The sequence below is a fragment of the Pseudomonas sp. KK18 genome (assembly GCF_037094675.1).
GTDB lineage: Bacteria > Pseudomonadota > Gammaproteobacteria > Pseudomonadales > Pseudomonadaceae > Aquipseudomonas.
Genome location: NZ_CP146605.1, coordinates 689621 through 713767 on the forward strand (window position 1 = coordinate 689621; position 24147 = coordinate 713767).

At 61.9% G+C, this 24147-nt stretch carries 18 protein-coding genes; 7 read left to right on the forward strand and 11 right to left on the reverse strand.

All coding sequences use genetic code 11. The annotated features are described in order from the left end of the window. Nucleotide 1 precedes the first annotated feature (1 nt). A complete protein-coding gene (locus V6607_RS03030) occupies nt 2–307 on the forward strand; it encodes a multidrug efflux SMR transporter (RefSeq protein ID WP_134325653.1) in 306 nt (101 codons plus the stop codon). Here the strand turns inward: V6607_RS03030 and V6607_RS03035 are convergent. After that, on the reverse strand, nt 300–1196 hold the full coding sequence (locus V6607_RS03035) for a DMT family transporter (RefSeq protein WP_134325654.1): 897 nt from the start codon (nt 1194–1196) through the stop codon (nt 300–302). The genes V6607_RS03030 and V6607_RS03035 overlap by 8 nt on opposite strands. A 97-nt stretch (nt 1197–1293) precedes the next feature. On the opposite strand from V6607_RS03035, the gene V6607_RS03040 reads away from it, so the two are divergent. From V6607_RS03040 to V6607_RS03050, 3 genes are all read left to right on the forward strand, one after another. Beyond that, entirely contained in the window at nt 1294–2088 is a 795-nt protein-coding gene (locus tag V6607_RS03040; RefSeq protein WP_003217407.1) for a helix-turn-helix transcriptional regulator, read from the forward strand. A gap of 63 nt (nt 2089–2151) precedes the next feature. Next, entirely contained in the window at nt 2152–2466 is a 315-nt protein-coding gene (locus V6607_RS03045) for a PsiF family protein (protein WP_003217404.1), read from the forward strand. A gap of 186 nt (nt 2467–2652) precedes the next feature. Next, entirely contained in the window at nt 2653–3666 is a 1014-nt protein-coding gene (locus tag V6607_RS03050) for an AI-2E family transporter (RefSeq protein WP_003217402.1), read from the forward strand. Between the two features lie 134 nt (nt 3667–3800). On the opposite strand, the gene V6607_RS03055 is transcribed toward V6607_RS03050, so the two are convergent. Next, nucleotides 3801–5069, reverse strand: coding sequence for an Hsp70 family protein (locus V6607_RS03055; RefSeq protein ID WP_003217400.1), 1269 nt, complete (start codon nt 5067–5069; stop codon nt 3801–3803). Nucleotides 5070–5357: 288 nt separating this feature from the next. Here V6607_RS03055 and V6607_RS03060 point away from each other — a divergent pair, with 288 nt between their 5' ends. Together V6607_RS03060 and V6607_RS03065 are read left to right on the forward strand one after the other, a co-directional pair. Then, a complete protein-coding gene (locus tag V6607_RS03060; protein ID WP_008439071.1) occupies nt 5358–6305 on the forward strand; it encodes a DnaJ C-terminal domain-containing protein in 948 nt (315 codons plus the stop codon). 2 nt (nt 6306–6307) lie between these two features. After that, entirely contained in the window at nt 6308–6616 is a 309-nt protein-coding gene (locus V6607_RS03065) for a chaperone modulator CbpM (RefSeq protein ID WP_003217397.1), read from the forward strand. A 5-nt stretch (nt 6617–6621) separates the two neighbouring features. Here the strand turns inward: V6607_RS03065 and V6607_RS03070 are convergent, their stop codons facing one another. After that, the gene (locus V6607_RS03070) at nt 6622–12537 is read right to left on the reverse strand and encodes an NEL-type E3 ubiquitin ligase domain-containing protein (protein ID WP_134325655.1); all 5916 of its coding nucleotides are present in this window, start codon (nt 12535–12537) and stop codon (nt 6622–6624) included. 284 nt (nt 12538–12821) lie between these two features. Here V6607_RS03070 and V6607_RS03075 point away from each other — a divergent pair, with 284 nt between their 5' ends. Beyond that, nucleotides 12822–17966: a DUF6543 domain-containing protein gene (locus V6607_RS03075; protein ID WP_134325656.1), complete on the forward strand. Its 5145-nt coding sequence runs from the start codon at nt 12822–12824 to the stop codon at nt 17964–17966. On the opposite strand, the gene ureC is transcribed toward V6607_RS03075, so the two are convergent. From ureC to urtD, 8 genes are all read right to left on the reverse strand, one after another. Next, the gene (gene ureC / locus V6607_RS03080; protein ID WP_003217391.1) at nt 17951–19651 is read right to left on the reverse strand and encodes an urease subunit alpha; all 1701 of its coding nucleotides are present in this window, start codon (nt 19649–19651) and stop codon (nt 17951–17953) included. The genes V6607_RS03075 and ureC overlap by 16 nt on opposite strands. 128 nt (nt 19652–19779) lie before the next feature. Next, nucleotides 19780–20088 carry an urease subunit beta gene (locus V6607_RS03085; RefSeq protein WP_003217389.1) on the reverse strand — a complete coding sequence of 103 codons (309 nt, stop codon included), beginning with the start codon at nt 20086–20088 and terminating at the stop codon, nt 19780–19782. Beyond that, complete coding sequence (locus V6607_RS03090) at nt 20085–20615, reverse strand: GNAT family N-acetyltransferase (protein WP_134325657.1); 531 nt, start codon at nt 20613–20615, stop codon at nt 20085–20087. Before V6607_RS03090 ends, V6607_RS03085 begins: the two co-directional genes overlap by 4 nt. A 5-nt stretch (nt 20616–20620) precedes the next feature. Then, a complete protein-coding gene (locus V6607_RS03095) occupies nt 20621–21142 on the reverse strand; it encodes a GNAT family N-acetyltransferase (RefSeq protein ID WP_003217385.1) in 522 nt (173 codons plus the stop codon). Between the two features lie 9 nt (nt 21143–21151). Further along, complete coding sequence (gene ureA, locus V6607_RS03100) at nt 21152–21454, reverse strand: urease subunit gamma (RefSeq protein ID WP_003217383.1); 303 nt, start codon at nt 21452–21454, stop codon at nt 21152–21154. Nucleotides 21455–21602: 148 nt separating this feature from the next. Further along, a complete protein-coding gene (locus V6607_RS03105) occupies nt 21603–22442 on the reverse strand; it encodes an urease accessory protein UreD (RefSeq protein ID WP_003217381.1) in 840 nt (279 codons plus the stop codon). Between the two features lie 30 nt (nt 22443–22472). Beyond that, nucleotides 22473–23171 carry an urea ABC transporter ATP-binding subunit UrtE gene (gene urtE / locus V6607_RS03110; protein WP_003217380.1) on the reverse strand — a complete coding sequence of 233 codons (699 nt, stop codon included), beginning with the start codon at nt 23169–23171 and terminating at the stop codon, nt 22473–22475. Nucleotides 23172–23298: 127 nt separating this feature from the next. Further along, the gene (gene urtD / locus V6607_RS03115; RefSeq protein WP_017478392.1) at nt 23299–24132 is read right to left on the reverse strand and encodes an urea ABC transporter ATP-binding protein UrtD; all 834 of its coding nucleotides are present in this window, start codon (nt 24130–24132) and stop codon (nt 23299–23301) included. Between the last annotated feature and the right edge of the window lie 15 nt (nt 24133–24147).

Below are 24147 nucleotides of genomic sequence, written 5' to 3' on the forward strand. Positions count from 1 at the left end.
AGTGTCGTGGCTTTTCCTGCTGATCGCCGCCGGCTTTGAGGTGACCTTCGCCATGGGCATGAAGTACGCCGAGGGATTCACCCGGCTGTGGCCATCGCTGGTCACCGTCATCGCGGCCGTGGGCGGGATCTACTTCCTGACCCTGGCCATGCGTGAGTTGCCGGTGAGCGTGGCCTACCCGATCTGGACTGCCATCGGCTCACTGGGCACGGTGTTTCTCGGTTTCGCGTTGCTGGGGGAGAGCCTGACGCTGATCAAGCTGGTGTCGGTGGGCTTGATCGTCGCCGGTGTGGTGGGGCTCAAGTAGCTTCCTGCGCGCTGACATTGCTGCGAACCGGCGTCGTCCAGCGCTCCGACAAAATCACCCCGCCCAGGGTCAGCAAGCCGCCCACCAGGTGATACATCGCCAGCTGCTCTTTCAACACCACTGCGGCAATCAACGCGGTGATCAGCGGCAGCAGGTTGAAAAACAGCGTGGTGCGGCTTGGGCCGAGGGTCTTCACCGAATGCATCCAGGCCAGCGGCGCGAGCATCGAGGCCAGCAGGCAGGCGTACAGCACCAGCGGGATATTCGACCAGCCAAGGCCGGCCTTGTCGGAGAGCAGGAACAGCGGAAACAACACCACCACCGCCACCAGCACCTGCAGGTACAGCAACACCAGTGGCGGCAAGCGCAGCTGCCATTTTTTCAGCAGGGTGCTGTAGACCGCGTAGGCGAGGGTGGCCACCAGCATCATCGCGTCACCCATATTCAGCCCGTGTTGCAGCAGGGCGCTGAGACTACCCGCAGAAACCACCACTACCACGCCGGCAAACGACAGCACGGCACCGGTCAGGGCGCCGAAGGTCAGGCGCTGGCCAAGGCTGATGATTGCGGCGGTGAGAGCCATCAGTGGCATCAGCGAGAGGATAATGCCCATGTTGGTGGCCGAGGTCAGGTTCGCGGCGTAATACGCCAGGCTCTGGTACACCGCCATGCCCAGCACGCCGAGGATGAAGACCTTGCCCAGGTTGGGACGAATCAGCGGCCAGTTGGCGATGACGGGTTTGAGCATGAACGGGGTAAACAGCAGGCCGGCCAGCAGCCAGCGGTAAAAACCGATCTCGGCAGGGAAAATCGTCCCCACCGCGAGTTTGTTGACCACGGTATTGCCGGCCCAGATAAAAATGGCAAGTAACGGATAAGCGTATTGCATCGAAAAGAACCAATTGCGTCTATGAGCGGTGATTATCCTTTGTCTGGATCGAAGCCTATACTTCGATCCAGCCATCCGACCTTTGTATCCAGACAACATGCTCAAGAAGTACATCAACCTTCCCGATTTTGACCAGTTGCCGGCCCCGGTGTATTTCCGTTATTCGGAATTCGAGGCTGACACCCATGCCAGTGCGCACCAGCATGCCTGGGGTTCCCTGGACTACTCGGCCCGTGGCGTGATGCGCTTTGAAGTGGCTGGCAGTCGCTTTATGTCGCCGCCGCAATATGCGGTATGGATCCCACCCAACACCCAGCACAGTTCCTACAACGCCCAGGCGATCGTCTACCGCTCCGTATATCTGGCGCCCGCCTTGTGCGAGCAATTGCCGGCGCAGCCGTGCACCCTGACCATCAGCGATATCCTCAAGGCGATCCTCAGTGATTTCGCCGAGCGTGACGTCAACATTCCCGAGAACGAAGCCGACGTGCGCCTGGCCCAGGTGCTGGTAGACCAGCTCAGGCAGGCGCCGGTGCACGATTGTTTCCTGCCGTATGCCAGCCATCCCGGGTTGCTCAGTGTGCTGGAGGGCATGCAGGCCGACCCTGGCGATAACCGCGCGCTGGCCCAGTGGGCGCAGCAGGTGCATGTCAGTGAGCGCACCCTGGCGCGGCAATTTGTGCGTGAGCTGGGGATGAGCTTCGGCGAATGGCGCCAACGCCTGCGGTTCCTGGCGTCGATCGAAGCGCTGGACAGCGCGCGCAGTGTCCAGGAAGTTGCGTTTGACCTGGGCTACAGCACGGCCTCGGCGTTTATCGCGATGTTCCAGCGCCAGGCCGGCTGCACGCCGGAGCAGTATCGCCGGACCCATATACGCGGCAGGAAGGTGTAACAGGGTTTGACTACACTGCTGGGGAGGCCGTGCCCCTCGGCACGGTAACAGGGAGAAAACTCCATGAAGATGCTGCGTATTCCGCTGTTGATGATGGGCCTGCTGCTGTGTTCCCAAGGCTTTGCCGCGACTGCCGCACAGACGGCTCAGCAACAAAAAATGACTACTTGCAACGCCGAAGCCAAGACCAGTGGCAAGACCGGTGATGATCGCAAGGCGTTCATGAGCAACTGCCTCAAGGCGGCCCCGGCGGCCAACGACGCCAAGACCCTGACCCCCCAGCAACAGAAGATGAAAGATTGCAACGCCACCGCGAAAACCCAGGCGCTGACCGGCGATGCGCGTAAAACCTTTATGAGCACCTGCCTGAAGAAATAATGATGCAGAACTCTGTGGGCGCTGGCTTGCCTAAGATTGCGACCTGGCAGTCGATGCCTTTGTTGGCTGACCCACCGCCATCGCAGGCAAGCCAGCTCCCACATTGGACCGCGTTTAGACTTCTCGCTTGATTCACCCAACGCTGGCAGACTGCCCATCCTTTAACGCCGTTCGTTTTGAGGCTGTATGCCAACGTTTTCTCAGCGTCACGTGTTGTTGTTGGTCAGTTGCGTGCTGATTTTTGGCGGGCTGCTGCTGGTTTTGCCATTGAAGTTGCTGCCGAGCCTGCTGGCCGGGCTGCTGGTGTACGAGCTGGTCAACATGCTCACCCCGCAGTTGCAGCGGCTGATCGAAGGCCGGCGTGCGCGCTGGTTGGCGGTAGCCTTGCTGGGAACCTTGATCGTCAGCATCCTGACCCTGATCTTTGCCGGGGCCATCAGCTTCCTGCTGCACGAAGCGGAAAACCCGGGGGCCTCCCTCGATAAGTTCATGGGCGTGGTCGACCGTGCCCGCGGCCAGTTGCCGCCGTTCCTCGACGCCTACCTGCCGGCCAGCGCCGCCGAGTTCCGCGTGGCCATCGGCGAATGGCTGAGCAAACACCTCAGCGAACTGCAACTGGTGGGCAAAGACGCCGCGCACATGTTCGTGACCTTGTTGATCGGCATGGTGCTGGGGGCGATCATCGCCCTGCAACGGGTGCCGGACCTGACCAAGCGCAAACCCCTGGCGGCCGCGCTGTTTGATCGCCTGCACCTGCTGGTCCAGGCCTTTCGCAACATCGTTTTCGCGCAGATCAAGATCGCCGCGCTGAACACCGCGTTCACCGCGATCTTCCTCGCGGTGGTGCTGCCGTTGTGCGGGATCCACCTGCCGCTGACCAAGACCCTGATCGTGCTGACGTTCCTGCTGGGCCTGCTGCCGGTGATCGGCAACCTGATGTCCAACACCCTGATCACCATCGTGGCCTTGTCGCTGTCGATCTGGGTGGCGGTGGCGGCGTTGGGCTACCTGATCGTGATCCACAAGGTCGAGTACTTCCTCAACGCGCGGATCGTCGGCGGGCAGATCAGTGCCAAGTCGTGGGAATTGTTGCTGGCGATGCTGGTGTTCGAAGCCGCGTTCGGCCTGCCGGGGGTTGTGGCGGGGCCGATTTATTATGCGTACTTGAAGAGTGAGTTGAAGCTGGCGGGGATGGTTTAGGCATTGATGTTGCCTGGACTGGCCCCTTCGCGAGCAAGCCCGCTCCCACATTTGACCGAGTTCCAACTTTGGAATGCAGCCGAATGTGGGAGCGGGCTTGCTCGCGAAGGGCGCGCCACGGTTTCAGCTAAAACTCAGTAGCCGTAGCGCTTGCTGGCCTCAATCGCCAGACCACTGCCAATACTGCCAAAGATGTTCCCTTCCACATGCTGCGCATTCGGCAGCATCGCCGAGATGCTGTGGCGCAGCGCCGGAATCCCGCTGGAACCCCCGGTAAAGAACACTGTGTCCACCTGGGCCACGTCCACCGAGGCGTCGTTGAGCAGTTGCGTCACCGCATTGCGCACCCGCTCCAGCAAGCCATCGATGGCCGACTCGAACAACGCCCGGCTCAATTCCACGCTCAACCCCGGCTCGACCCGGTCCAGCAACACATGGCGGCTGTCCTGCCGGGTCAGCTGGATCTTGGTTTCTTCCACTTCCATCGCCAACCAGTGCCCGGCGCGCTGCTCGATCAGGTTGAACAGGCGGTCGATGCCACCCGTGTCCTCGATGTCGTAGCGCATGCTGCCCAGCGCCAGCTTGGATTTCTGCGAGTACACCGAGTTGATGGTGTGCCAGGTCGCCAGGTTCATGTGGTGGCTGGTGGGCATATAAGCGCCGCTCTTCATGCGGCTGCCGTAGCCGAACAGCGGCATCATGCCGGCCAGCGAGAGCTGCTTGTCGAAGTCGGTACCGCCGATGTGCACACCGCCGGTGGCGAGGATGTCGTCGTGGCGGTTGTCGATCTGGCGGCGCTCGGGCGACAGGCGCACCAGGGAGAAGTCGGAGGTACCCCCGCCGATGTCGACAATCAGCACCAGCTCTTCTTTCTCGATGGTGGACTCGTAGTCGAAGGCCGCGGCAATCGGTTCGTACTGGAACGAGATGTCCTTGAAGCCGATCTTGCGGGCCACGTCCACCAGGGTGTTCTCGGCTTCCTGGTCGGCCATCGGGTCGTCGTCGACGAAAAATACCGGACGGCCCAGCACCACTTCGTCGAACTCACGCCCGGCGGTGGTTTCGGCACGGCTCTTGAGTTGGCCGATAAACAGCGCCAGCAGGTCGGTGAACGGCATGGCCGTGCCCAATACACTGGTGTCGTGCTTGATCAGCTTGGAACCCAGCAGGCTCTTGAGCGAGCGCATCAGCCGGCCTTCGTAGTTTTCCAGGTACTCGTGCAGGGCCAGGCGACCGTACACCGGGCGGCGCTCTTCGAAGTTGAAGAACACCACCGACGGCAGCGTGATCTTGTCGTCCTCCAGCGCGATAAGCGTTTCCATGCCGGGACGAATCCAGCCGACGGTGGAGTTGGACGTGCCGAAGTCGATACCGCAGGCACGGGCTGGGGATGGGTTTTTCATGTCAATCGGGTTCCGGTTGAAAAACGGCCGCGCAGTGTATGCCACCCGCGTGCAGATGCGTAGGCCGACTATCCGCTAAATACAACGCACTTGTTACCTTGAAAGCCCGGCCTTTGCCCCCAAATCCTCCCCATACGGTTGGTGGCTGCAGGATTCTGCCCGCAGCGCCGATAAACTTCTGACGCACCCTTCGGTCACAAGATTGAGATCGGTCAATCCAGACGCCGCAAACAGGCGCATGCTGTGACGCTGGCAGTGCGATATCGATAATGGATGGTGATGCCCCCGATGGACTTCAAAGACTATTACAAGATTCTCGGTGTAGAACCCACCGCTGACGACAAGGCGATCAAGGCCGCCTATCGCAAGCTGGCGCGCAAATATCACCCGGACGTGAGCAAGGAAAAGGACGCTGAAGCCAAGTTCAAGGACGCGTCCGAAGCCTATGAAGCGCTGAAAAGTGCCGACAAGCGCGCCGAATACGACGATCTGCGTAAGTACGGCCAGCATGGCCAGCCGTTCCAGGGCCCGCCAGGCTGGCAGAGCCGTGGTGGCTATGGCGGCGGTGGCCAGGACACCGGCGACTTCTCGGACTTCTTCAGCTCGATCTTCGGTTCGCGCGGCAATGGTTTTGGTGGTGCCCAGGGCCGCAGTGCCGGGCGCCGGGGGCAAGATGTGGAAATGGAACTGCCGGTCTTCCTCGAAGAGACCCTGTCCAACGAGTCCAAGCAGGTCAACTTCCAGGTGCCGCAATACAACGCGGCCGGCCAGCACGTCAGCAACACCACCAAGAGCCTGAACGTGAAGATCCCGGCCGGTGTGGCCGACGGCGAGCGCATCCGCCTCAAGGGCCAGGGCGCGCCGGGGATTGGCGGTGGTGCCAATGGTGATCTGTACTTGATCATCAAGTTCGCGCCACACCCTAAATTCGATGTGGAAGGTGAGAACCTGATCATCACCCTGCCACTGGCCCCGTGGGAGCTGGCGTTGGGCACGGAAGTGGCGGTGCCGACCCTCACCGGCAAGATCAACCTCAAGGTGCCGGCCGGCAGCCAGAACGGCCAGCGCATGCGCGCCAAGGGCCACGGCTTGTTGAACAAGGCCGGGCAGCGCGGTTATCTGTTTGTGCAACTCAAGGCGGTGATGCCGAAAAACACCGACGACGAGGTCAAGGCGTTGTGGCAGGAACTGGCACAAAAAGCCGCCTTCGATCCAAGAGAATCATGGAGTAGCTAACGATGAGCAGTCCCCGTTTGGTTCAAGTGAACATGGCAGAATTCTGTGAGGCCACCGACCTGTCGGTGGCCTACGTGATCGAAATCGTCGAGCACGGCATCGTTGAACCGGTGGGGACCAGTCCCGAGTCCTGGCGCTTCACCGATTATGAACTGGCCTTGGCCAAGCGCGCCTCGGCGCTGCAAAAGGACCTGGAGCTGGAATGGGAAGGCGTCGCCCTGGCGCTCGACCTGCTGGAGGAAGTCCAGCAACTGCGGGCCGAGAACCAGATGCTCAAGCAACGGCTGGGGCGGTTGGTGCAAACGCCCTGAATCCATCAGGTGATGCTGCAGCGCGCCTTGCACGGCACCCAGTCGCGCAGGGTCAGCGAGCGAATCAGTTGCGCCTCGTCCACGGCCAGTTGCAGTTGCACATTTTCAGCCTGGGTTGCGTATGCCTCATCACTGAGGGCGCCGGCATCGTGTTCCTCGGATAACGCATTCAAGCGCACGTCATGGGGCTCCCTCAGGACTCTGAACTCATCGTCATAATGGTTGCGAATAAAGGCCTGCCAGAATTCGCGGCCTAACAGCGACTGTACGAGCTTCTTGGAGTTGTCCAGTTTTTCTATTGTGATGGCGGCATTATTCAGGATCTGCGGCGCTACCTGTCCCGTTGCGAGGTAGCGGGCATCGTTGGGCTGACCGGGCAGGCCGAGGCGGCGGGCCAGGCCCATGCGATAGGCCAGGCGAATTTCAATATCTTCCAGTTTTTCCAGGGCGGTGACTTTTTGTTCAGGGGTCATGGTCGACGTGCGAATCATGCCTTCTCGAACCCGAATGTCTGCGCTGGCTAATTTTTCCACCTCGTCCAGGCGAAAAAGACCTTTGGCCAACGTGTAGAGTGCCGGTCCCGCCTCGCCATCGGCGGCATAGCGCGTGGCTTGCCACGTCAGCACCTTGGTCTCCATGTCACTGAACACCAGGGCCGACCGATCGCCGCAGCGCGGGTCACCCGCCAGGTTGAACAGCTCTTCCCGCAAGCCATCGTCCCGGGCCGCATAGAGCAATTGCCACAGGCGCGATTGCAGGTCGGTATAGCGGCTGCGGTACTCCGCCGATTCTTTGAGGTTGTCGAGGATGTCGAGGAAGATCTGCGAACCGGGTTTCTCGGCAATCGACTCCCACAGGCTGCTTCGTACGTCGATTTCCTCGGGTGACAGACCATCCATCCAGTGCTGGTATGCCGGCTCCGGTGTGTCGTCCACGATCTGTTCTTGAGGCGCGTGAACCTCAACTGTAGCGGGCTGTGGCGCCCGATAACGCATCGCGCCGGGCTGCCGGCCCGCTGCTGCCTCGCGGTGGAGCAAGGTTGCATTGCTCCAATACTCGACCAACTGCCTGCGGGCTTCGGTGCTCAGCGGGTTGCCGTCGATAAAGGTGACGTTGTTGACGTAGATGAATGCCTCGGCCTCCTCGGGCAGCGGGTTGACCAGGGACTCGGGCAACTGCGTGATGCGGTTCTGCGCCAGGTTAACGATGTCCAACGCCTGATGTGGCCCCAAGCCCTGCGGCCACTCGGTGATCCCGGTGTTTTTCAAATTCACCCTACGCAGGTTCGGCAGGGTTGCGAAGTTGGGGGTACGCGCCAGGGGGTTGCGGCTCAGATTGATGATCTTGAGTGAGGTGAGCCCCTCCAGCAGATCCACGTCGGCCTCGCTCAGGGAAAGTTGGTTGCTCCTGAGGTCCAGGCGGGTAAGCCGAGTCATCCGGGCAACGCTGGGCGGGATTGAACGCAACTCTCCGTACGACAGGTCGAGCCAACGGGTGTGACTGAAGTGGCCGAGAAACTCATCCAGGCCGTATACGGATTGCATGTCCTGAAGCTTGATTGACCCAACGTGGCTGAAATCTGCTTCCAGCGCAGGCAAGTCGCCGACTCTCAAGCCGAGTGCTTCAAGGGTGTAGCCGGCGGGAGAACCATCTTGGGCCAGCACTTTGGGAGTCATGCGCCGCCAGCACGCCTTGAGGTCTCGAGCGAATTGCTGGCGATGGTTGGCATCCCCTGCACGCAGGTTTTCGCTGTCGGCAGCCACCAGGAACCGTTGTGTGGCCCAGGCGTTCAGTTGGGTGCTCAAGGTTTGCCACTCGCCTTCCAGGCGCGTCAGTTCAGCCGGCGCCCCGTCGCCTGCGTGCAATACGAATTGCTCGTTTTCCTCCTCGCTGTAGCCGGGAAACAGGTCCCTTATCCGCCGCATTTCGTCGGTGTGGCTCAAGGGTACTTCGAAGGCGCCAGGCTGGCCGCCGTTGCGCCAGCCCGGGCGAGTTTGTGCCAGGCGAGCGATGTACGCCCGCATCTGCTGATTGGCTTGCGGGGTGAATGGGTTGTCACGTAGGCGGGTCATGCGGTTGAGACGGATGCTGGCTTCCACGTTTTCGGGGGCTGGGTTGAGCAGGCTGTCGGGCACCGCGCTCAGGTGATTGCCGGACAGGTCGACTTCTCTCAGCTCCGGCAGTTCCAGCAGGCCTGTGGGCCACTGATTGATCCGGGTGTCACGCAGCTCCAGCTTGCGCAGTCGTAGCAGCGGGCTGAAATCCGGCAGGGTGCCCAAGGGGTTATCGTTCAGGCACAGTTCTTCCAGGCGGCTCAGGCCGGCCAGTTGGCCGGCGCTGATTTCGCTCAGGCGGATGGCATTTTTCGACAGGTCCAGGTGCGTCAGCGCCTTTATGGCCGTGATTGCTTCGGGCAGTTCGGTCAGCGTATGGCGTCCGATACCGCCGACTTGTTTGAGGGTCAAACGTTTCAGATTGGGGAAGTTGCCAAGGAACTGCCCGGGGCCGTCGCTGAAGCTCACGTAGTCGAGAACCAACTCCTCGACATGGGCAAAATCGGCGTTGAGTTTGGGCAGGTTCACCTGGGCGCTGATTTCCAGTCGGCGCCCGGTGTAGGCCCCGGCACGGTCCACGGTCTGTCGGCGCCAGCAATCTCTCAACGCATCGGCCACTGACTGCTCCCGGCGTCCCGGGTTTACCTCAAATGGACGCCTGCTCGTATCTTCTCGGGCACTGCGATTCACCCAGTCCTTGAGTGCGCGTTTGAGGGCGGCGTACTGGTCTTCCCGGCGCGTCAACTCAGTGCGCGCATCGCTCCCGAGGGTCTCGATGAAGGCTGTGGCCTGCTCGTCGCTGAACCCCGGATACAGCTTGCGCACCCGCGTATGGGTGCTGCGCAATTGAGTGAGTTTGTGCAGCGGGGAGCCGCCCCGCAGGCGCAGGTCTCCTGCCAAGGGTTTGCGCAGCACCGGGTATTCCAGCAGCACCGAGCGCAGCTCGTCCCGGGCCAATGGCGTTTGCCGCACCCGTTGCTTCAAGGTGCCGGCGTCCCGTGCGGCTTCGCCAAGTGCTCGACGCTGGCCCTGTTCAAGACGTGCCAGAACGGCGCCATACAGGTCGGTGGCGCCGAACGCCCCGTCTTCACCCATCGCCAGCATCAGCGGCGGTGCGTCGGCCTCTGGACCGACGGCGTCGATCAGTGGCCCCTGTTCGCTGCCCAAGCGGATTTCCACCCGCAGGCTCGGGTCCCAACCCGGCAAGCTGGGCAGGGTATGCAGGGCCAGGCGCAGGCTGTCCTGGCTCTGCAGGGTGTCGAGGAACAAGCCTTCATAGGCCCGCGCAATGCGCACTTGCTGCTGGCTTTCGCGCGCCAGGGCGGTGAGCCTTGGTGACAACTGCTGATGGCCACTCAGCGCAGTTAAATCCGCGTCCGTGGCGGTTTCCAGCAACTGCCTGGCAACCTCCGCCGGCAGGCCGGAAAACCTGTCAATGAGCTGCTGTACCGGGGGCGAGCGAGTCAGGTTATGGGCGCGGTAATCCGCGTCGAATAGCGAGGTCCGACTGTCCCGGGCAGCCTGGGCAACTTCGCGGCGCCACAGCATCGTCTGTTCGTCCAGCACCCGGGGAGTCGGGTCGAGGACCGCCGGATAGGTCAAGCCTCGGTGCGCCACCACGCGCTCGGTGATCGCCGGGTCGGCCAGCGCATAATCCAGCGGGTCGTCACTGCCCATCTTCTCGATAAACGTCTCGATCCGCTGATGGATGCCAAAGCGCGCCAGGCTGTCGCTCAACGGGGCGGGCGGCGGTTGCAGGTCCACATGCAGTTGGCGCAGTTGATCGGCGCGAGTGCCACTGGCCAGGCGTGCCTGTTCCAGTTGTGCGTCGCTCAAGCCCCGGGTGCGACAACCCAGGCGGCGCATCAGCGCCGGGCCGTCCCAGGTCAGCGGTTCTTCGCCTTCATGCAGCCAGGCGCCCGCGCCGTTATGCGCCACCTGCGGGGCATAAGCGTCGGAGCGGGTGGGGTGTTGTATGCGATAGGTGTCGCCGTCGGGCTCGGGTTTGACGGCATACAGTTGATCGTCGAGGGGCAGCAGCGGCTGCTGGTCGTGGCTGTGCAAGCCCAGGTCATCAAACGTGGCGTCCTTGGACAATACGACGGGGCTGCGATAAGGCGTAAGGTCCGGCTTCCACAGCCGCTGCTCGCCACCTGGCAAACGCACCGGCTTGAGCCCCTGTATCAACGCGGGTGTAGGCGGTGCAGCGAGTTTTTGCAGGCCTTTCCCCGCACCGGCCAGCAGCGCCATGGCGGCCAGGTTTTGCGCGACGTCGAACCAGTGCGTCTTGGCCGTGTCCCGGTCGCCTTCGCCCCAGTCGATCACACCTTCGAAGGTTTCGTAGAGCAATTGGCCCGCCATGGCGGCCAGCATGATTTCGCCGAGCACCGGGACGAACGCCAGTCCCAGGCCGAGCACGGTAGCGCCGGCCTCCAGCCAACGGGCGATTTTTTGCCCGCGCACCCGGGCGTCGACATCGGCGGTGGGCACTGCCTGGTCGCGCGCATCGCCGAGGGCCTTGTCGCGGCCATGCTCAAACAGGTTGGCCCACAGGTCGACGTTGTCAGCCCACAGGCCCTGTCTTGAGACCACCATCAGGTACAGGTCGGGAGCGCCCGTCTTCACCACCCTGCAGCCGGCTTTCGGGGGCGGAAGCGACTGGGGCATGACCGTCGTAGTCAATACCGGGAAGGCCAGTTGCAGCATCGTCTGGGTCACCGGCGAACGCGCTACTGCGTCGACGGCGGCGGTGGAGTCCGCAGCGGGTTCGGTAAACCGGTTGAAGAACGCCGGCTTGTCGTGTTCATTGAGAAACTGGCTGAAAAAATGCTGGTAGCTCGTGGGCGTCGGGCGGTTGTTATTGCCGGATTCGCTTGGCGCTTTGTCGCGCGCCGCCCACTGGCGGTTCAGTTCGGTTTTCAGCGCATCAAGGCTGTTGTAGCGCTTGAGCGGGTGCTCCGGATCGTGGGGCAGGTAGACGATGAAGTCGGTGGCATAGCGATATTTTTCCACCGGTGTAAACACCACGCTTCCCATGAGCGCGCGGTCCATCACGCTCAGGCAACTGTACCACACCGGCTTGCCGCCCAGCGTCGGGTTGCGTTCGCCGTCGACCACCTTGAGCACCATGGTGAAGTCATCCGGGAGAATGTCCTGCTTGAGCAGCGCCAGGTACGCCGCAGCCCTGAGGGCATCCTTCTGGCTGGTGATCACGGCGTCGCGCAACCGGGTGGCGGCCGTCTCGTCGGTGGGCAGTAATGTTTCCTTGAGGTGCGCCTGGTAGCGGGCACCCACGTCCAGCGTACGGCACAGCCTGATAAAGGCGGGTACGGTCAGCGCCGGGCTGATCCTGGGAGAGGCGCCTTCCCGGTCCGGGTATTGGGTGAACCCGGAGGCAGGATCGAATGCGCCGTCTTCACCTTCACTGGCTTCAAAGTTATGCAGGGCAGCCTGCACCAGCGACACCTCCAGTACTTTGTATTCGCCGGCCTTGATCCCCAGGGTGCCGAGCCTCAGCGGCTCATACAAACGAAGAGAGGTGCCTTCGACATCCACGGTGAGGTTGAATTGTTCTTTCAGCGCGCCGTTGAGCAGGCCTATGGCGAAGGGCTTGAGTGCCTGGACGTTGGCTAGGTGTTTATCCACCGAGTGTTGGGATTTGAAACTGGTTTCATTGAACCCCTTCAAGGTTCTTCGCTGCAGCGGCGACAAGCTGTCCATCCACTGCGCCTGTTCGAGCCTGGCCTGTTTCAACGCTTCTATGCGGTGGGCCGGCGCCTGTACCAGCCAGTCCGGAATGGCCTGGCGAATGAACGCACTGTTGTCGTCGGAAGATGAGAGGGGAGTAACGGAGGGGGCATCCTGCATGGGGGCATTCCTTTGGGTAAGCAAAGGAAAAAGGCTACTGAAAACCGCTGTGGATTAATAAGTCGAAAAGCCGCTGGATAGCACGCAATAGTTAACGCATCGGCCCCGGATTACCTATGGATCGACGACTTAATTACCCCATGGAAATCCCCCCGTGTGCATCAAGCCTGCCAGCGCTTTTTGAGTGTTCGTCCAGGGGGGGCAATCCGTTCAAATAGCTACCGCCGAGTGCCGGGGGCGACTGATTAAGGTCATTGCCTTAATTTCCCTATCGGTACTCGTTTATGCCAGCACCTCAAGCCTCCTCCTCGCTCCTGCCGGGCGGCGAAGGGCGTCACTATGCACAGATCAAAGCCGCCATCCCCGAAAGCCTGGTCAGCGCATCTCCTGCCCTGCGTGCAGCCATCACGCAGGCCAAGCCAGAGATCCCCGCCTGGTATGTGGCCACCACCCCGGCACAGAAGGCTGCGCTGCAAAACCTGTTGGAGGCGAGCATCAAGTCTCACACTGCACTGGAGCAAGCGACCGGCAAGGTGCAAGAGGTCAACGCCTTCGCCCGGCCATTGCTTGAAGCCGCGTTGAAGGCCGCCGGGTTTGAGCTGGACGTCAACCAGGTGCATCTGCGCCTCTATGTACCGGTCGAAGGACTAGCGACAGGCTACCGGACCAAGACTTTGTCCCTGTTGCAAGCGGCCTTGAACAATTTTGAAGCGCGCGAGACCCGCGCCGGGTTCTTCGACAGTGCTTCAGGCTTTATCACCGCTCCCGGCGCCGATGGCCGTTTCGAGCGCCATACCACGACCCTGACGATCGAGACCTTCGCCCGGTTATGCCGCGACCTGGACCTGGGCAGGCTGTACCAGGAACACCTCACCACCTACCTGCTGCCCGTGCAAACCGTGTCCAGGAACCTGCTGCGTGAACGCTTTATCACCCGGCAAAAGGACGCCTTCAGAGCCGCCGCCTACGTGGCGTTGCTCAAAGGTGATATTCGCAGCGACGACTACGCGCTATTGCTGCGCATCGCCAATGGCGAGCGACGCATCAAGCACGAAGGCAAGCAGGTCTGGCACCGCTGGCCCAGTATCATGGAACTGCAAATGCACGGCTGCCTCATGATCGACCCGAGCGTGGAGCATGGGTATGGCACCTGGCTTATCGTCTACATCCCCGACCACCCCGAGCACCCCATCAAGCGCTACAAAACCTTTGCCGACTATGCAGAGGAAACGACCCGTGAGCTGACCGCTTACAGGCCAGAGGACTATTGGGACAGCAGGGGGGGTCAGGTCACGGCCCACCAACAGTTTTTCTCACGGTTCATCGGGAAAAAATACCTGGCTTACTACTACGGGCGGTTCACCGAGAAACGCGTCGATGAACCGCAAAGGCGCGTGGCCCTGGGCCCTGATCCAGCGTGGCGACAGTACTACGCTAGAAAATCCCTTACCGAACTCCAGGCGATCAACGCCGTCATAAAGTCCCCGCGACATATCAGCCGCACGCCGCAGGACCAGCCAAACCTGAACCTCAACGCCCACCCGATCAAGGGGCTGTGGATCGACGTCGACCCTTGGGACGAGCTGTACGCCGACATGCGCAAGCGCGCACTCGACGATGGGTTGAGCATGGCGATACCCACCGCTCACACCGACGCGGCTGGCCACGACCGGCGGATGGCGCATCTGATGAACATCGGCCTGTTCACCTTGAACCTGGTGTCGATGTTCATTCCGCCCTTGGGTGCACTGATGGCGGTGGTCACGGCCGGGCAACTGCTGTACGAAGTGCTGGAGGGCGTGGTTGAACTCTGCCAGGGTGACCGCGAGGCCGGCTGGGCGCATATCGCTGACGTGCTGGAAAATCTCGCGCAACTGGCGGTGGGCGGCGCTGCGTTGCATATCAGCCTGTCGCCGTTTATCGAAGGACTCAAGGCGGTCAGGCTGCCGTCGGGCAAGGCCCGCTTGTGGAAGCCGGACCTTGCGCCCTATGCGCAGGACATCCGACTGCCGGCAGGCTCGGTTCCCGACCAGGCGGGACTACATGCCGTCAATGGGCGCCAGGTCGTGTCGGTGGACGGCAATCGCTACGCCGTGACCGCGCAAGACGAACCGGGCGTGTACCGGGTCCAGCACCCCAGCAGGCCCGAGGCGTATGAGCCTCAGATCGTCAACAACGGTTCTGGCGCCTGGACCCATGAGGCCGATGAGCCCCTGACGTGGCAAGGTGCTCCGCTGATGCGGCGACTGAGCCATGTAATGGAAGGCCTGAGCGATACGCAGTTGGAGCAGGTGCGCAAGATCAGTGACACCGACGAAAGCGTGCTGCGCCGGCTGTACGTGGAAAGCGAGCCCACTCCGGCCATCACACTCGATACGGCGGTGCGCATGCGGGCTTACGGGCGTGCCGAAAGCTTGAGTGGGCAGATCCTTGCGGGGTCGATGTCGATGGACCTGGGTAGCTACGCCGCGTCGTTGATGGTGGAAATGACCGGCTGGCCGCCCGGCAGGACCATCGAAGTATTTGACGGCCAGGGCACCAGCAGGACAGCTGCGTTGTATGGCCAACCTCATGCGCCCGGGACGGAACTGATCAGCATCAGCCGCATCGACCTGTTCGGCGGCAAGCTGCCGGCGTTGATCGTCGAGAGTTTGCCCGAGGAGCAGCTTAAAAACCTGCTCGGCCAGCATATGCCCTACGGGGCCGCGCTGCGTAGCCAGGCGTTGCAGGCTCGCCTGGGAATCTATGCAAAACAGTCCCTGCGGCGGGTGTTCGACAGCCTTTACCTCGGGCGGTCATCGCCTGGCAGCGCCGAACTGCAACTGTTCGCGCGCGACTTCAAAAGCCTGCCCGCGGTCATGGTCGAGGAACTGCTGGAAGGTGCCAGCCCCTCGCAGCGGGCGAGCCTGGTCAACAATCGCAAGATTCCCCTGGAGCTGGCGCAGCAAGCGCGCCAGAAACTCGGGGAATTGCGCCTGGCCCGGGCGTATGAAGGGCTGTACCTGGATGCGTTGGCCAATGCTGACACTGAAGCCCTGGTGCTCAATACCCTTGAGCACCTTCCCGGTTGGCGGGACAGCCTGCGCATTGAAGTGCACGAAGGCTCGGTGAGCGGGCGCCTGCGTGCCAGCTATGGCCTGCCTGGGTCCAGCAACCTCAAACTGCTGGTGCGAGTGGGCGATGGTCAGTATCAGGTGTTTGACACCCAGGGCAACGAGTTACATGGGGTCGATAGCTTGTACGATTCCTTGCAGCACGCACTGCCGGAGGCCCATCGCCAGTCCGTGGGGTTGCCAGAGGTCGGGCAGGGGCCGCAACTTGGAAGGTTGATTCAACAGCACGCCCTGTCCCGTGCCGGCCTGCGCAAGGTGCTGGGCATGCAACCGTTGGGCTCACCCTTTTTCATTTCGCCGCAGCGCTCTTCTCGCGGGCGGATCGGTTATGCCTGGAGTGGTCGTGGTGCGGGCTCCTGGGAGCACAACGTTCGCCAGCGTATCAAAGCCCTCTACCCCACTTTTGACGAAGTGCAGATTACCCAACTGCGTGCACCTTACACGCCGGCCGACGACACCTGGCTCATCTCTCTGGAGCAGGAGTACGAAATGCTCCGTTCCACCTTGGAGACCTGGGAAGCATCACCGATCCAGGGCTTTGGTGAGGCCAATAGCGCTGAATACCGAGAGCAGCGTGCCATCCGTAAAGAACTGCGCAAGGTGTTGATTCGCGCCTGGAGGCGTAACGGTGAGGTTGATGTGGATAGTTCCGGCAATCCCCTGGGCCAGAAGATCGAAGTGAGCGAGATTGACATACAACCTCAGTTGGCGTCGCTTCCGGCGCTGAGCGCCAACTTTGATCATGTCACTTACCTGGAAATATCCAGTGCGGAACTGACCAATGCCGTCGAGCCTTTCCTGGCTCCCTTTCGCGGCTTGCGCACCCTCAACCTGGAAGACAACCAGCTCACTCGCCTGCCCCTGTTGCTTGAGCATCTGCCCAGGCTTGAGACGTTGATACTGGCGGATAACGAGATTGTGCTGGACGTCGCGGCCGTCAACCGATTGAAGAACCTCACCCGGCTCCAGACACTCGAGCTGGAGTCCAATCCGCTGGGCATGGCGCCGGACATCAGCCGGATGCGCCGGCTGTATCACGTTTCATTGGGCGATACCGGGCAACGTGGTTGGCCCATTGGGATCTTCGCCAGGCCCCGGCCTCGCGAGTTCAACCTGGACCTGGAAGGTAATGCGCTCGAGGTGCCGATAGTCGAGCCAGGTTCAGCGCAGGCTGCGATTCTTGCGCGCACCCGTGTTACTCGCTCCTTGCTGACGCCCGAAGGCCTTCGCCAGCTCAAGCAGTACATTGCATCTGTAGGTATGGACCCGGAGCGGCAGTTTCCACCCCGAGGGATGCAGGACAGCATCCAATGGAAGTCCGGCCTCACCGACATGCAGTGGAGGGACTTGCAGCCCCTATGGAATGCCTTGGAAGAGTCCAGGGGCGCCGAACCGTTTTTTAACGAAATCCGCAAGTTGAGCGAGTCTGCCGATGCAATGTCGGAAGACTTCGCGCAAGACCTTACGGCCAAGGTCTGGCGAATGTTGCGCGCCATGTACGACGACACCCGGCTGCGTGAGAAGCTTTTCGACATGGCGAGGGCGCCTACCAGCTGCGTTGATGCGGGTGCCCAATTGTTCAATGCCATGGGGATCGAAGTGATGGTGTATGAGGCTTGGACCAACCCTCACCCCGACGTGGTCGAGCAACTGATGTTGACGGTGGCCAAAGGCAGGACCCGGCTCAACAAGCTGGGAGAAATTGCTCGCGCCCGGGTGGCGGCATTGAGTGAGCAAGGCCGCAAGTTCCCCAATGATCGGGACCGGGGAACCGACTCTGCTGGAAACCCCGAACGGGCTATCGACGAAGTGGGGGTCCATCTGGCGTTTTCCACCGGGTTGGCCCAACGGCTTGAGCTGCCCTGGCAATCAGCGGATGTGATGTACCCGGAACCCGACGTCACCCCGCAGATGCTGGACGATGCTTTTGATCGGGTCATGGCATTGGAGGAGGGCGACCTGCTCAGGGATGCGCTCGTCGAGCTGGACTTCTGGGGTGAGTACCTTGAGCGTTCGACCCCCGCGGCCTTTGTCTGGCTGACGCGCAAAAGGGCGGCGCTGGAAGACTTGACGAGTGCCCTGAATGATCTGGCGGCCAATGGTCGATTGCTTGAGTCGCAGAAGATGGCCCTGCGCAATACCCTGCGCAATTCGGCCCTGATGCTGGACAAGTCGGTTGAGGATTTTCCTCCCGGCACGCCCATGCACCAGGACGTCTATGATGCGCTTGCGGTGAAACTGCACGAGGAGCGCAAGGCGATTCTCCAGAGGCTCACTGACGAGGCTCTGGAAATCGCGCTTCAGAACAGAAAGTAACGCTGCGCCATCGGCAGCACATCCGCCGGTTCACACCACAGCAACACACCGTCGGCCTTGACCTGGTAGGTCTGCGGGTCAACCTCGATATCCGGCAGGTAATCGTTGTGGATCAAGTCGGTTTTCTGCACCGCGCGGCAACCCTTGACCACGGCGATCTGCTTCTTCAACCCCAACTGCTCCGGCAGGCCTGCCGCCAACGCCGCCTGGCTGATAAAGGTCAGGCTGGTGGCGTGCAGCGAGCTGCCGAAGCTGGCGAACATCGGGCGGTAGTGCACCGGTTGCGGCGTCGGGATCGAGGCGTTGGCGTCGCCCATCAGGCTTGAGGCAATCGCGCCGCCCTTGAGAATCAGCGTCGGCTTGATCCCGAAAAACGCCGGGCGCCACAGCACCAGGTCGGCCCACTTGCCCACTTCAATCGAGCCCACTTCGTGGCTGATGCCGTGGGTAATCGCCGGGTTGATGGTGTACTTGGCGATGTAGCGTTTGGCGCGGAAGTTGTCATTGCCTTCGCCGTCGCCAGGCAATCGCCCGCGCTGTTTTTTCATCTTGTCGGCGGTCTGCCAGGTACGTGTGATCACCTCGCCAACCCGCCCCATGGCCTGGCTGTCGGAGCTGATCATCGAGAACGCGCCGAGGTCGTGAAGGATGTCTTCGGCGGCAATCGTTTCGCGGCGGATGCGGCTTTCGGCAAAGGCCACGTCTTCGGCAATGCTCGGGTCCAGGTGATGGCAGACCATCAACATGTCCAGGTGTTCGTCGATGGTGTTGCGGGTGAACGGCCGGGTCGGGTTGGTGGAGCTGGGCAGCACGTTGGGGAAGCCACAGGCCTTGATGATGTCTGGCGCGTGACCGCCACCGGCACCCTCGGTGTGGTAGGTGTGGATGGTGCGGCCCTTGAAGGCGGCGAGGGTGGTTTCGACAAAGCCGGATTCGTTGAGGGTGTCGCTGTGGATCGCCACCTGCACGTCGTACTCGTCGGCGACGCTCAGGCAGTTGTCGATGCTCGCCGGCGTGGTGCCCCAGTCCTCGTGCAGCTTCAAGCCAATGGCACCGGCCTTCACTTGTTCGATCAACGGCTCCGGCAGGCTGGCGTTGCCCTTGCCGGTGAAGCCGATGTTCATCGGGAACGAGTCGGAGGCCTGGAGCATGCGCGCCAGGTGCCATGGGCCGGAGGTGCAGGTGGTGGCGTTGGTGCCGGTGGCCGGCCCGGTGCCGCCGCCGATCATGGTGGTGACGCCGCTGGTCAGTGCTTCTTCGATTTGCTGCGGGCAAATGAAGTGGATGTGGGTATCGATGCCGCCGGCGGTGAGTATCATGCCTTCACCGGCAATCACTTCGGTGCTGGCGCCGACACAGATGGTCACGCCGGGCTGGATGTCCGGGTTGCCGGCCTTGCCGATGGCGGCGATGCGGCCGTTTTTCAGGCCGACGTCAGCCTTGACGATGCCCCAGTGGTCGATGATCAGCGCGTTGGTGATCAGGGTGTCGACCACCTCATGGGCGAGCAATTGGCTCTGGCCCTGGCCATCACGGATCACCTTGCCGCCGCCGAACTTCACTTCTTCGCCGTAGACGGTGAAGTCCTGTTCGACTTCGACGAACAGCTCGGTGTCGGCCAGGCGGACCTTGTCACCAACGGTGGGGCCGTACATGTCGGCGTAGGCTTGTCTGGAAATCTTCATGTGTTTAGTTCCTGATCGTTCCCACGCTCTGCGTGGGAATGTCGCCCTGGACGCTCTGCGTCCGCTCTTGAAGGTCGTGACGCGGAGCGTCACAGGATGCATGCCCACGCAGAGCGTGGGAACGATCATTAATCCAGGTCGCCCATGATGCGCCCGGCAAACCCGAACACCCGGCGTTTGCCACTCAGCTCAACCAGTTCCACTTCACGACTCTGCCCCGGCTCAAAGCGCACGGCGGTGCCGGCCGGGATGTTCAGGCGCATGCCACGGCTGGCGGCACGGTCGAACGTCAGTGCGTCGTTGGTCTCGAAAAAGTGATAGTGGGAACCAACCTGGATCGGCCGGTCGCCGCTGTTGGCCACGCTCAGGGTGGCGGTGCGCCGGCCCACGTTGAGTTCGATGTCGCCAGGCTGGATCTGAAATTCGCCAGGAATCATGCAGGTTGTCCCAGGGTCTTGAAGTAGATGGCGGTCGGGGTGTAGCGCCCGTCCGGGCTTTGGCAGTAGTTGGGCAATTCACCGATCTTGGTATAACGCAGCGACTGGTAGAAGGCTTCGGCGCCGGAGCCGGCTTCGGTGTCCAGGTACAGCAGCCCGCGTTTGTACTGGCGGGCGCTCAGTTCCAGGGCGCTCATCAGTTGCTGGCCAAGGCCACGGCGCCGGGCCTCGCTGTGCACCAGCAGCTTCTGCACTTCGGCGCGGTTCAGGCCGTTGGCTTTCATGCACAGCGCCAATTGCACGCTGGCGATGACGTGTTCATCACGCACCACCACCCACAGCAGCAGGCTGCCATCGTTAAGACTGGCCTGCACGCCGTTGAGATAAGTGCCGGCCTGGGCTTCATCGAAGTCGGCCATGAAGCCCACCGATGCGCCGTGCTTCACGGCGTCCAGCAACAGCTCAATCAAACCCGGGCGGTAATGGGCAAAACTTTCGGCATTGACTCGACGCAGTTGGGCGTTCATCAGTGTCACTCCTTGGGCGGCACAGCGCCTGGGTTGAGCGTCAGTTGCATGAAGGTCAGGTCCAGCCAGCGGCCGAACTTGGTGCCGACCTGGGGCATCTGCCCGGTGGTGATGAAACCCAGGCGCTCATGCAGGCGGATCGAGGCCTGGTTGCCGCTTTCGATGGCGGCGACCATCACGTGTTTGTCGCAGGTTTTCGCCCGCTCGATCAGCACCTGCATCAACTGTGGGCCGAGGCCTTTGCCGCGCTGGTCGTTGCGCACGTACACCGAGTGTTCGACGGTGTGGCGAAAGCCCTCAAAGGGCCGCCAGTCACCGAACGAGGCATAGCCGATGACCTGCTCGTCTTCGACGGCCACCAGGACCGGATAAAACTGCGACTGACGAGCGCTGAACCAGGCCTGGCGGTTGCCCAGGTCTACCGGTTGTTCGTTCCAGATCGCCGTGGTGTTGAGCACCGCGTCGTTGTAGATATCGCGAATCCCTGGCAAATCGGCGTGCACCGCATCACGAATCAAAAAGGACATGGTCGGGCCTCAGGCGATGGGTTGGTGGACGGTGACCAGCTTGGTGCCGTCGGGGAAGGTGGCTTCCACCTGGATGTCCGGGATCATTTCCGGGATGCCTTCCATCACCTGTTCGCGGGTGAGCAGGGTGGTACCGAAGTGCATCAGCTCGGCGACGGTGCGGCCATCGCGGGCGCCTTCCATCAACGCGGCGGAGATGTAGGCGATGGTTTCCGGGTAGTTGAGCTTCACACCGCGCGCCAACCGTCGCTCGGCTACCAGGCCGGCGGTGAAGATCAGCAGTTTGTCTTTTTCCCGTGGGGTCAGGTCCATCGTTCAAGGTCCACTATGAAATACATTCGTAAAAACACCGGAGATCCAATGTGGGAGCGGGCTTGCTCGCGAATGCGGTCTGTCAGTGAATGCATCTTTGCCTGACCCACTGCATTCGCGAGCAAGCCCGCTCCCACATTTTTAATCTTCATGTGCTCCAGATTCTCGGTGATACAGCCTCGCGGCCCAGTACGGCCGGGCGCAGCAGGCGCCACAGTGCGATCAGCCAGGCTCGCGCCAGCAGCGCTTCACTGGCCAGGCAGCGGGCCACCAGCAGGCCGGGCAATTGGGTCAGGTCGCCGCGTACCGGGTGGGGCAGGGAGCGACATTGCTCGAGCAGTTCAGGGTCGATTTCGCCGGTCACCAGCAAGGTCGCAAACACCGGTTGCCCGTCCAGCCCGATGGGTGAGTCGAGCAAACCGTCGGCGCCCACAATGCGCTGGCGCTCATGCCAAATCAACTGGCCGTCGCGGCGGATATCCAGGTGCGACTGGAAGTGCCCGAGGTCGAAACGCTCGCCGCTGGCGGGGCGCCCGAGGGCGACCACGTCCCAGTAAAACAGCCGGGCATCGCCTTGCAGGTCGATGCGCGTGGTGAGTTCGGCCTGGGCGGCGCTGAACACGATGGTCTCCTGCGGCAGCCATTCCAGCGTCGCGCCCGCCTCAACCGTCAGCTCCAGTTTCTGATACGCCGGCCCGCCGGCGCGGTACCACTTGGCCGCGCCGGGGCTGGTCAGTTGCGCCCACGCACCTTCGGCGACATGGGCGCTGATATCGAGACGATCACCGCCGGCAATCCCGCCCGGCGGGTGCACGATGATGTGCTGGCACACCTCGGGGCCTTCGGCGTACAGATGCTTTTGCACCCGCAGTGGGCCGAGGTGGCGGCGCATCACTGGGCGCGTGGTGTCGCCGAAACGCGCGTAGCCGAGTTCCAGCTCGGCGTGCCAGCTTGGGGTGAACAGCGCGGTGGGGGCAGGTAGGGTCATGGTCAGTGCTTATCGTTAGGACGCTACAGATTAGATCGTAACGAGCCCGCGCACACCCTCGCTTTCCATATTTTCTCCACGCCCCTGCTGGACGATTTCGCCCCGGGACATCACCAGGTACTGGTCGGCCAGTTCCGCGGCAAAATCATAGAACTGCTCCACCAGCAGAATCGCCATGTCGCCGCGTGCCGCGAGCTTCTTGATCACCGCGCCGATCTCCTTGATCACCGACGGCTGGATGCCTTCGGTGGGTTCATCGAGGATCAGCAGGCGCGGGCGGCTGGCCAGGGCCCGACCGATAGCCAGCTGCTGTTGCTGGCCGCCGGACAAGTCACCACCCCGGCGTTGCTTCATTTGCAGCAGCACCGGGAACAGCTCGTAGATGAAGGCGGGCACTTCCTTGGCTTCGGAGCCGGGGAAGCGTGACAGGCCCATCAGCAGGTTTTCTTCCACTGTCAGGCGGCCAAAAATCTCCCGGCCCTGGGGCACGTAAGCGATACCGGCGTGCACCCGCTGGTGCGGCTTGAAGCCGGTAATGGCGCGGCCTTCCCAGTTCACCGCACCTTCCTTGGCCGGCAGCAAACCCATCAGGCACTTGAGCAAGGTGGTCTTGCCCACGCCGTTGCGGCCCAGCAGGCAGGTGACTTCGCCGACTTTTACCTCAAAGGAAAGCCCGCGCAGGATGTGGCTACCGCCGTAGTACTGGTGCAGCTTGTCGACTTGCAGCATGTTCAGTTCCCCTTAATGATCGTTCCCACGCTCTGCGTGGGAATGCCGCAATGGACGCTCCGCGTCCGCCGTGTGACGCAGAGCGTCACCGGATGCATTCCCACGCGGAGCGTGGGAACGATCAGGTTCAGCGGCCGAGGTAAACCTCGATCACCCGCTCATTTTCCTGCACCTGTTCCAGCGACCCTTCGGCCAGCACGCTGCCCTGGTGCAACACCGTCACGTGGTCGGCAATCGAGCCGACAAAGCCCATGTCGTGTTCCACCACCATCAGCGAATGCTTGCCCGCCAGGCGCTTGAACAGCTCGGCGGTGAACTCGGTTTCGGCATCGGTCATGCCCGCCACCGGTTCATCCAGCAGCAACAGTTGCGGGTCCTGCATCAGCAACATGCCGATTTCCAGGAACTGTTTCTGGCCGTGGGACAGCAAGCCGGCCGGGCGATTGACTGAAGCGGTGAGTCGGATGGTGTCGAGCACTTCGCTGATGCGGTCTTTCTGCTCACCACTCAAGCGCGCCCGCAGGCTGGCCCACACCGATTTGTCGGTCTTCTGCGCCAGCTCCAGGTTTTCAAACACGCTGAGGGCTTCGAATACCGTGGGCTTCTGGAACTTGCGACCGATGCCGGCCTGGGCGATCTGCACTTCGCTCATGCTCGTCAGGTCGAGGGTTTCGCCGAACCAGGCCTTGCCGTGGCTGGGCCGGGTCTTGCCGGTGATCACGTCCATCAGCGTGGTCTTGCCCGCGCCGTTGGGGCCGATGATGCAGCGCAATTCGCCGACGCCGATGTACAGGTTCAAGTCGTTCAACGCCTTGAAGCCGTCGAAGCTGACGCTGATGTCTTCCAGGGTCAGGATCGTGCCGTGGCGGGTGTTCAGGCCTTTGCCGGCAGCCTGACCGAGGCCAATGGCATCGCGGGCGCTGCCTTGGTCTTTGTTCGGTTCAAGAATGGGCTCGAGCATGAATTCCGCCGTCGC

What these genes read in the sequence shown, in the direction of transcription:
- urtE (WP_003217380.1), bottom strand. Translation starts at nt 23,171, where the DNA reads ATGCTGCAAGTCGACAAGCTGCACCAGTACTACGGCGGTAGCCACATC.
- ureC (WP_003217391.1), bottom strand. Translation starts at nt 19,651, where the DNA reads ATGAAGATTTCCAGACAAGCCTACGCCGACATGTACGGCCCCACCGTT.
- V6607_RS03060 (WP_008439071.1), top strand. Translation starts at nt 5,358, where the DNA reads ATGGACTTCAAAGACTATTACAAGATTCTCGGTGTAGAACCCACCGCT.
- V6607_RS03045 (WP_003217404.1), top strand. Translation starts at nt 2,152, where the DNA reads ATGAAGATGCTGCGTATTCCGCTGTTGATGATGGGCCTGCTGCTGTGT.
- urtD (WP_017478392.1), bottom strand. Translation starts at nt 24,132, where the DNA reads ATGCTCGAGCCCATTCTTGAACCGAACAAAGACCAAGGCAGCGCCCGC.
- V6607_RS03070 (WP_134325655.1), bottom strand. Translation starts at nt 12,537, where the DNA reads ATGCAGGATGCCCCCTCCGTTACTCCCCTCTCATCTTCCGACGACAAC.
- V6607_RS03065 (WP_003217397.1), top strand. Translation starts at nt 6,308, where the DNA reads ATGAGCAGTCCCCGTTTGGTTCAAGTGAACATGGCAGAATTCTGTGAG.
- ureA (WP_003217383.1), bottom strand. Translation starts at nt 21,454, where the DNA reads ATGGACCTGACCCCACGGGAAAAAGACAAACTGCTGATCTTCACCGCC.
- V6607_RS03050 (WP_003217402.1), top strand. Translation starts at nt 2,653, where the DNA reads ATGCCAACGTTTTCTCAGCGTCACGTGTTGTTGTTGGTCAGTTGCGTG.
- V6607_RS03090 (WP_134325657.1), bottom strand. Translation starts at nt 20,615, where the DNA reads ATGAACGCCCAACTGCGTCGAGTCAATGCCGAAAGTTTTGCCCATTAC.
- V6607_RS03035 (WP_134325654.1), bottom strand. Translation starts at nt 1,196, where the DNA reads ATGCAATACGCTTATCCGTTACTTGCCATTTTTATCTGGGCCGGCAAT.
- V6607_RS03085 (WP_003217389.1), bottom strand. Translation starts at nt 20,088, where the DNA reads ATGATTCCTGGCGAATTTCAGATCCAGCCTGGCGACATCGAACTCAAC.
- V6607_RS03105 (WP_003217381.1), bottom strand. Translation starts at nt 22,442, where the DNA reads ATGACCCTACCTGCCCCCACCGCGCTGTTCACCCCAAGCTGGCACGCC.
- V6607_RS03055 (WP_003217400.1), bottom strand. Translation starts at nt 5,069, where the DNA reads ATGAAAAACCCATCCCCAGCCCGTGCCTGCGGTATCGACTTCGGCACG.
- V6607_RS03040 (WP_003217407.1), top strand. Translation starts at nt 1,294, where the DNA reads ATGCTCAAGAAGTACATCAACCTTCCCGATTTTGACCAGTTGCCGGCC.
- V6607_RS03095 (WP_003217385.1), bottom strand. Translation starts at nt 21,142, where the DNA reads ATGTCCTTTTTGATTCGTGATGCGGTGCACGCCGATTTGCCAGGGATT.
- V6607_RS03075 (WP_134325656.1), top strand. Translation starts at nt 12,822, where the DNA reads ATGCCAGCACCTCAAGCCTCCTCCTCGCTCCTGCCGGGCGGCGAAGGG.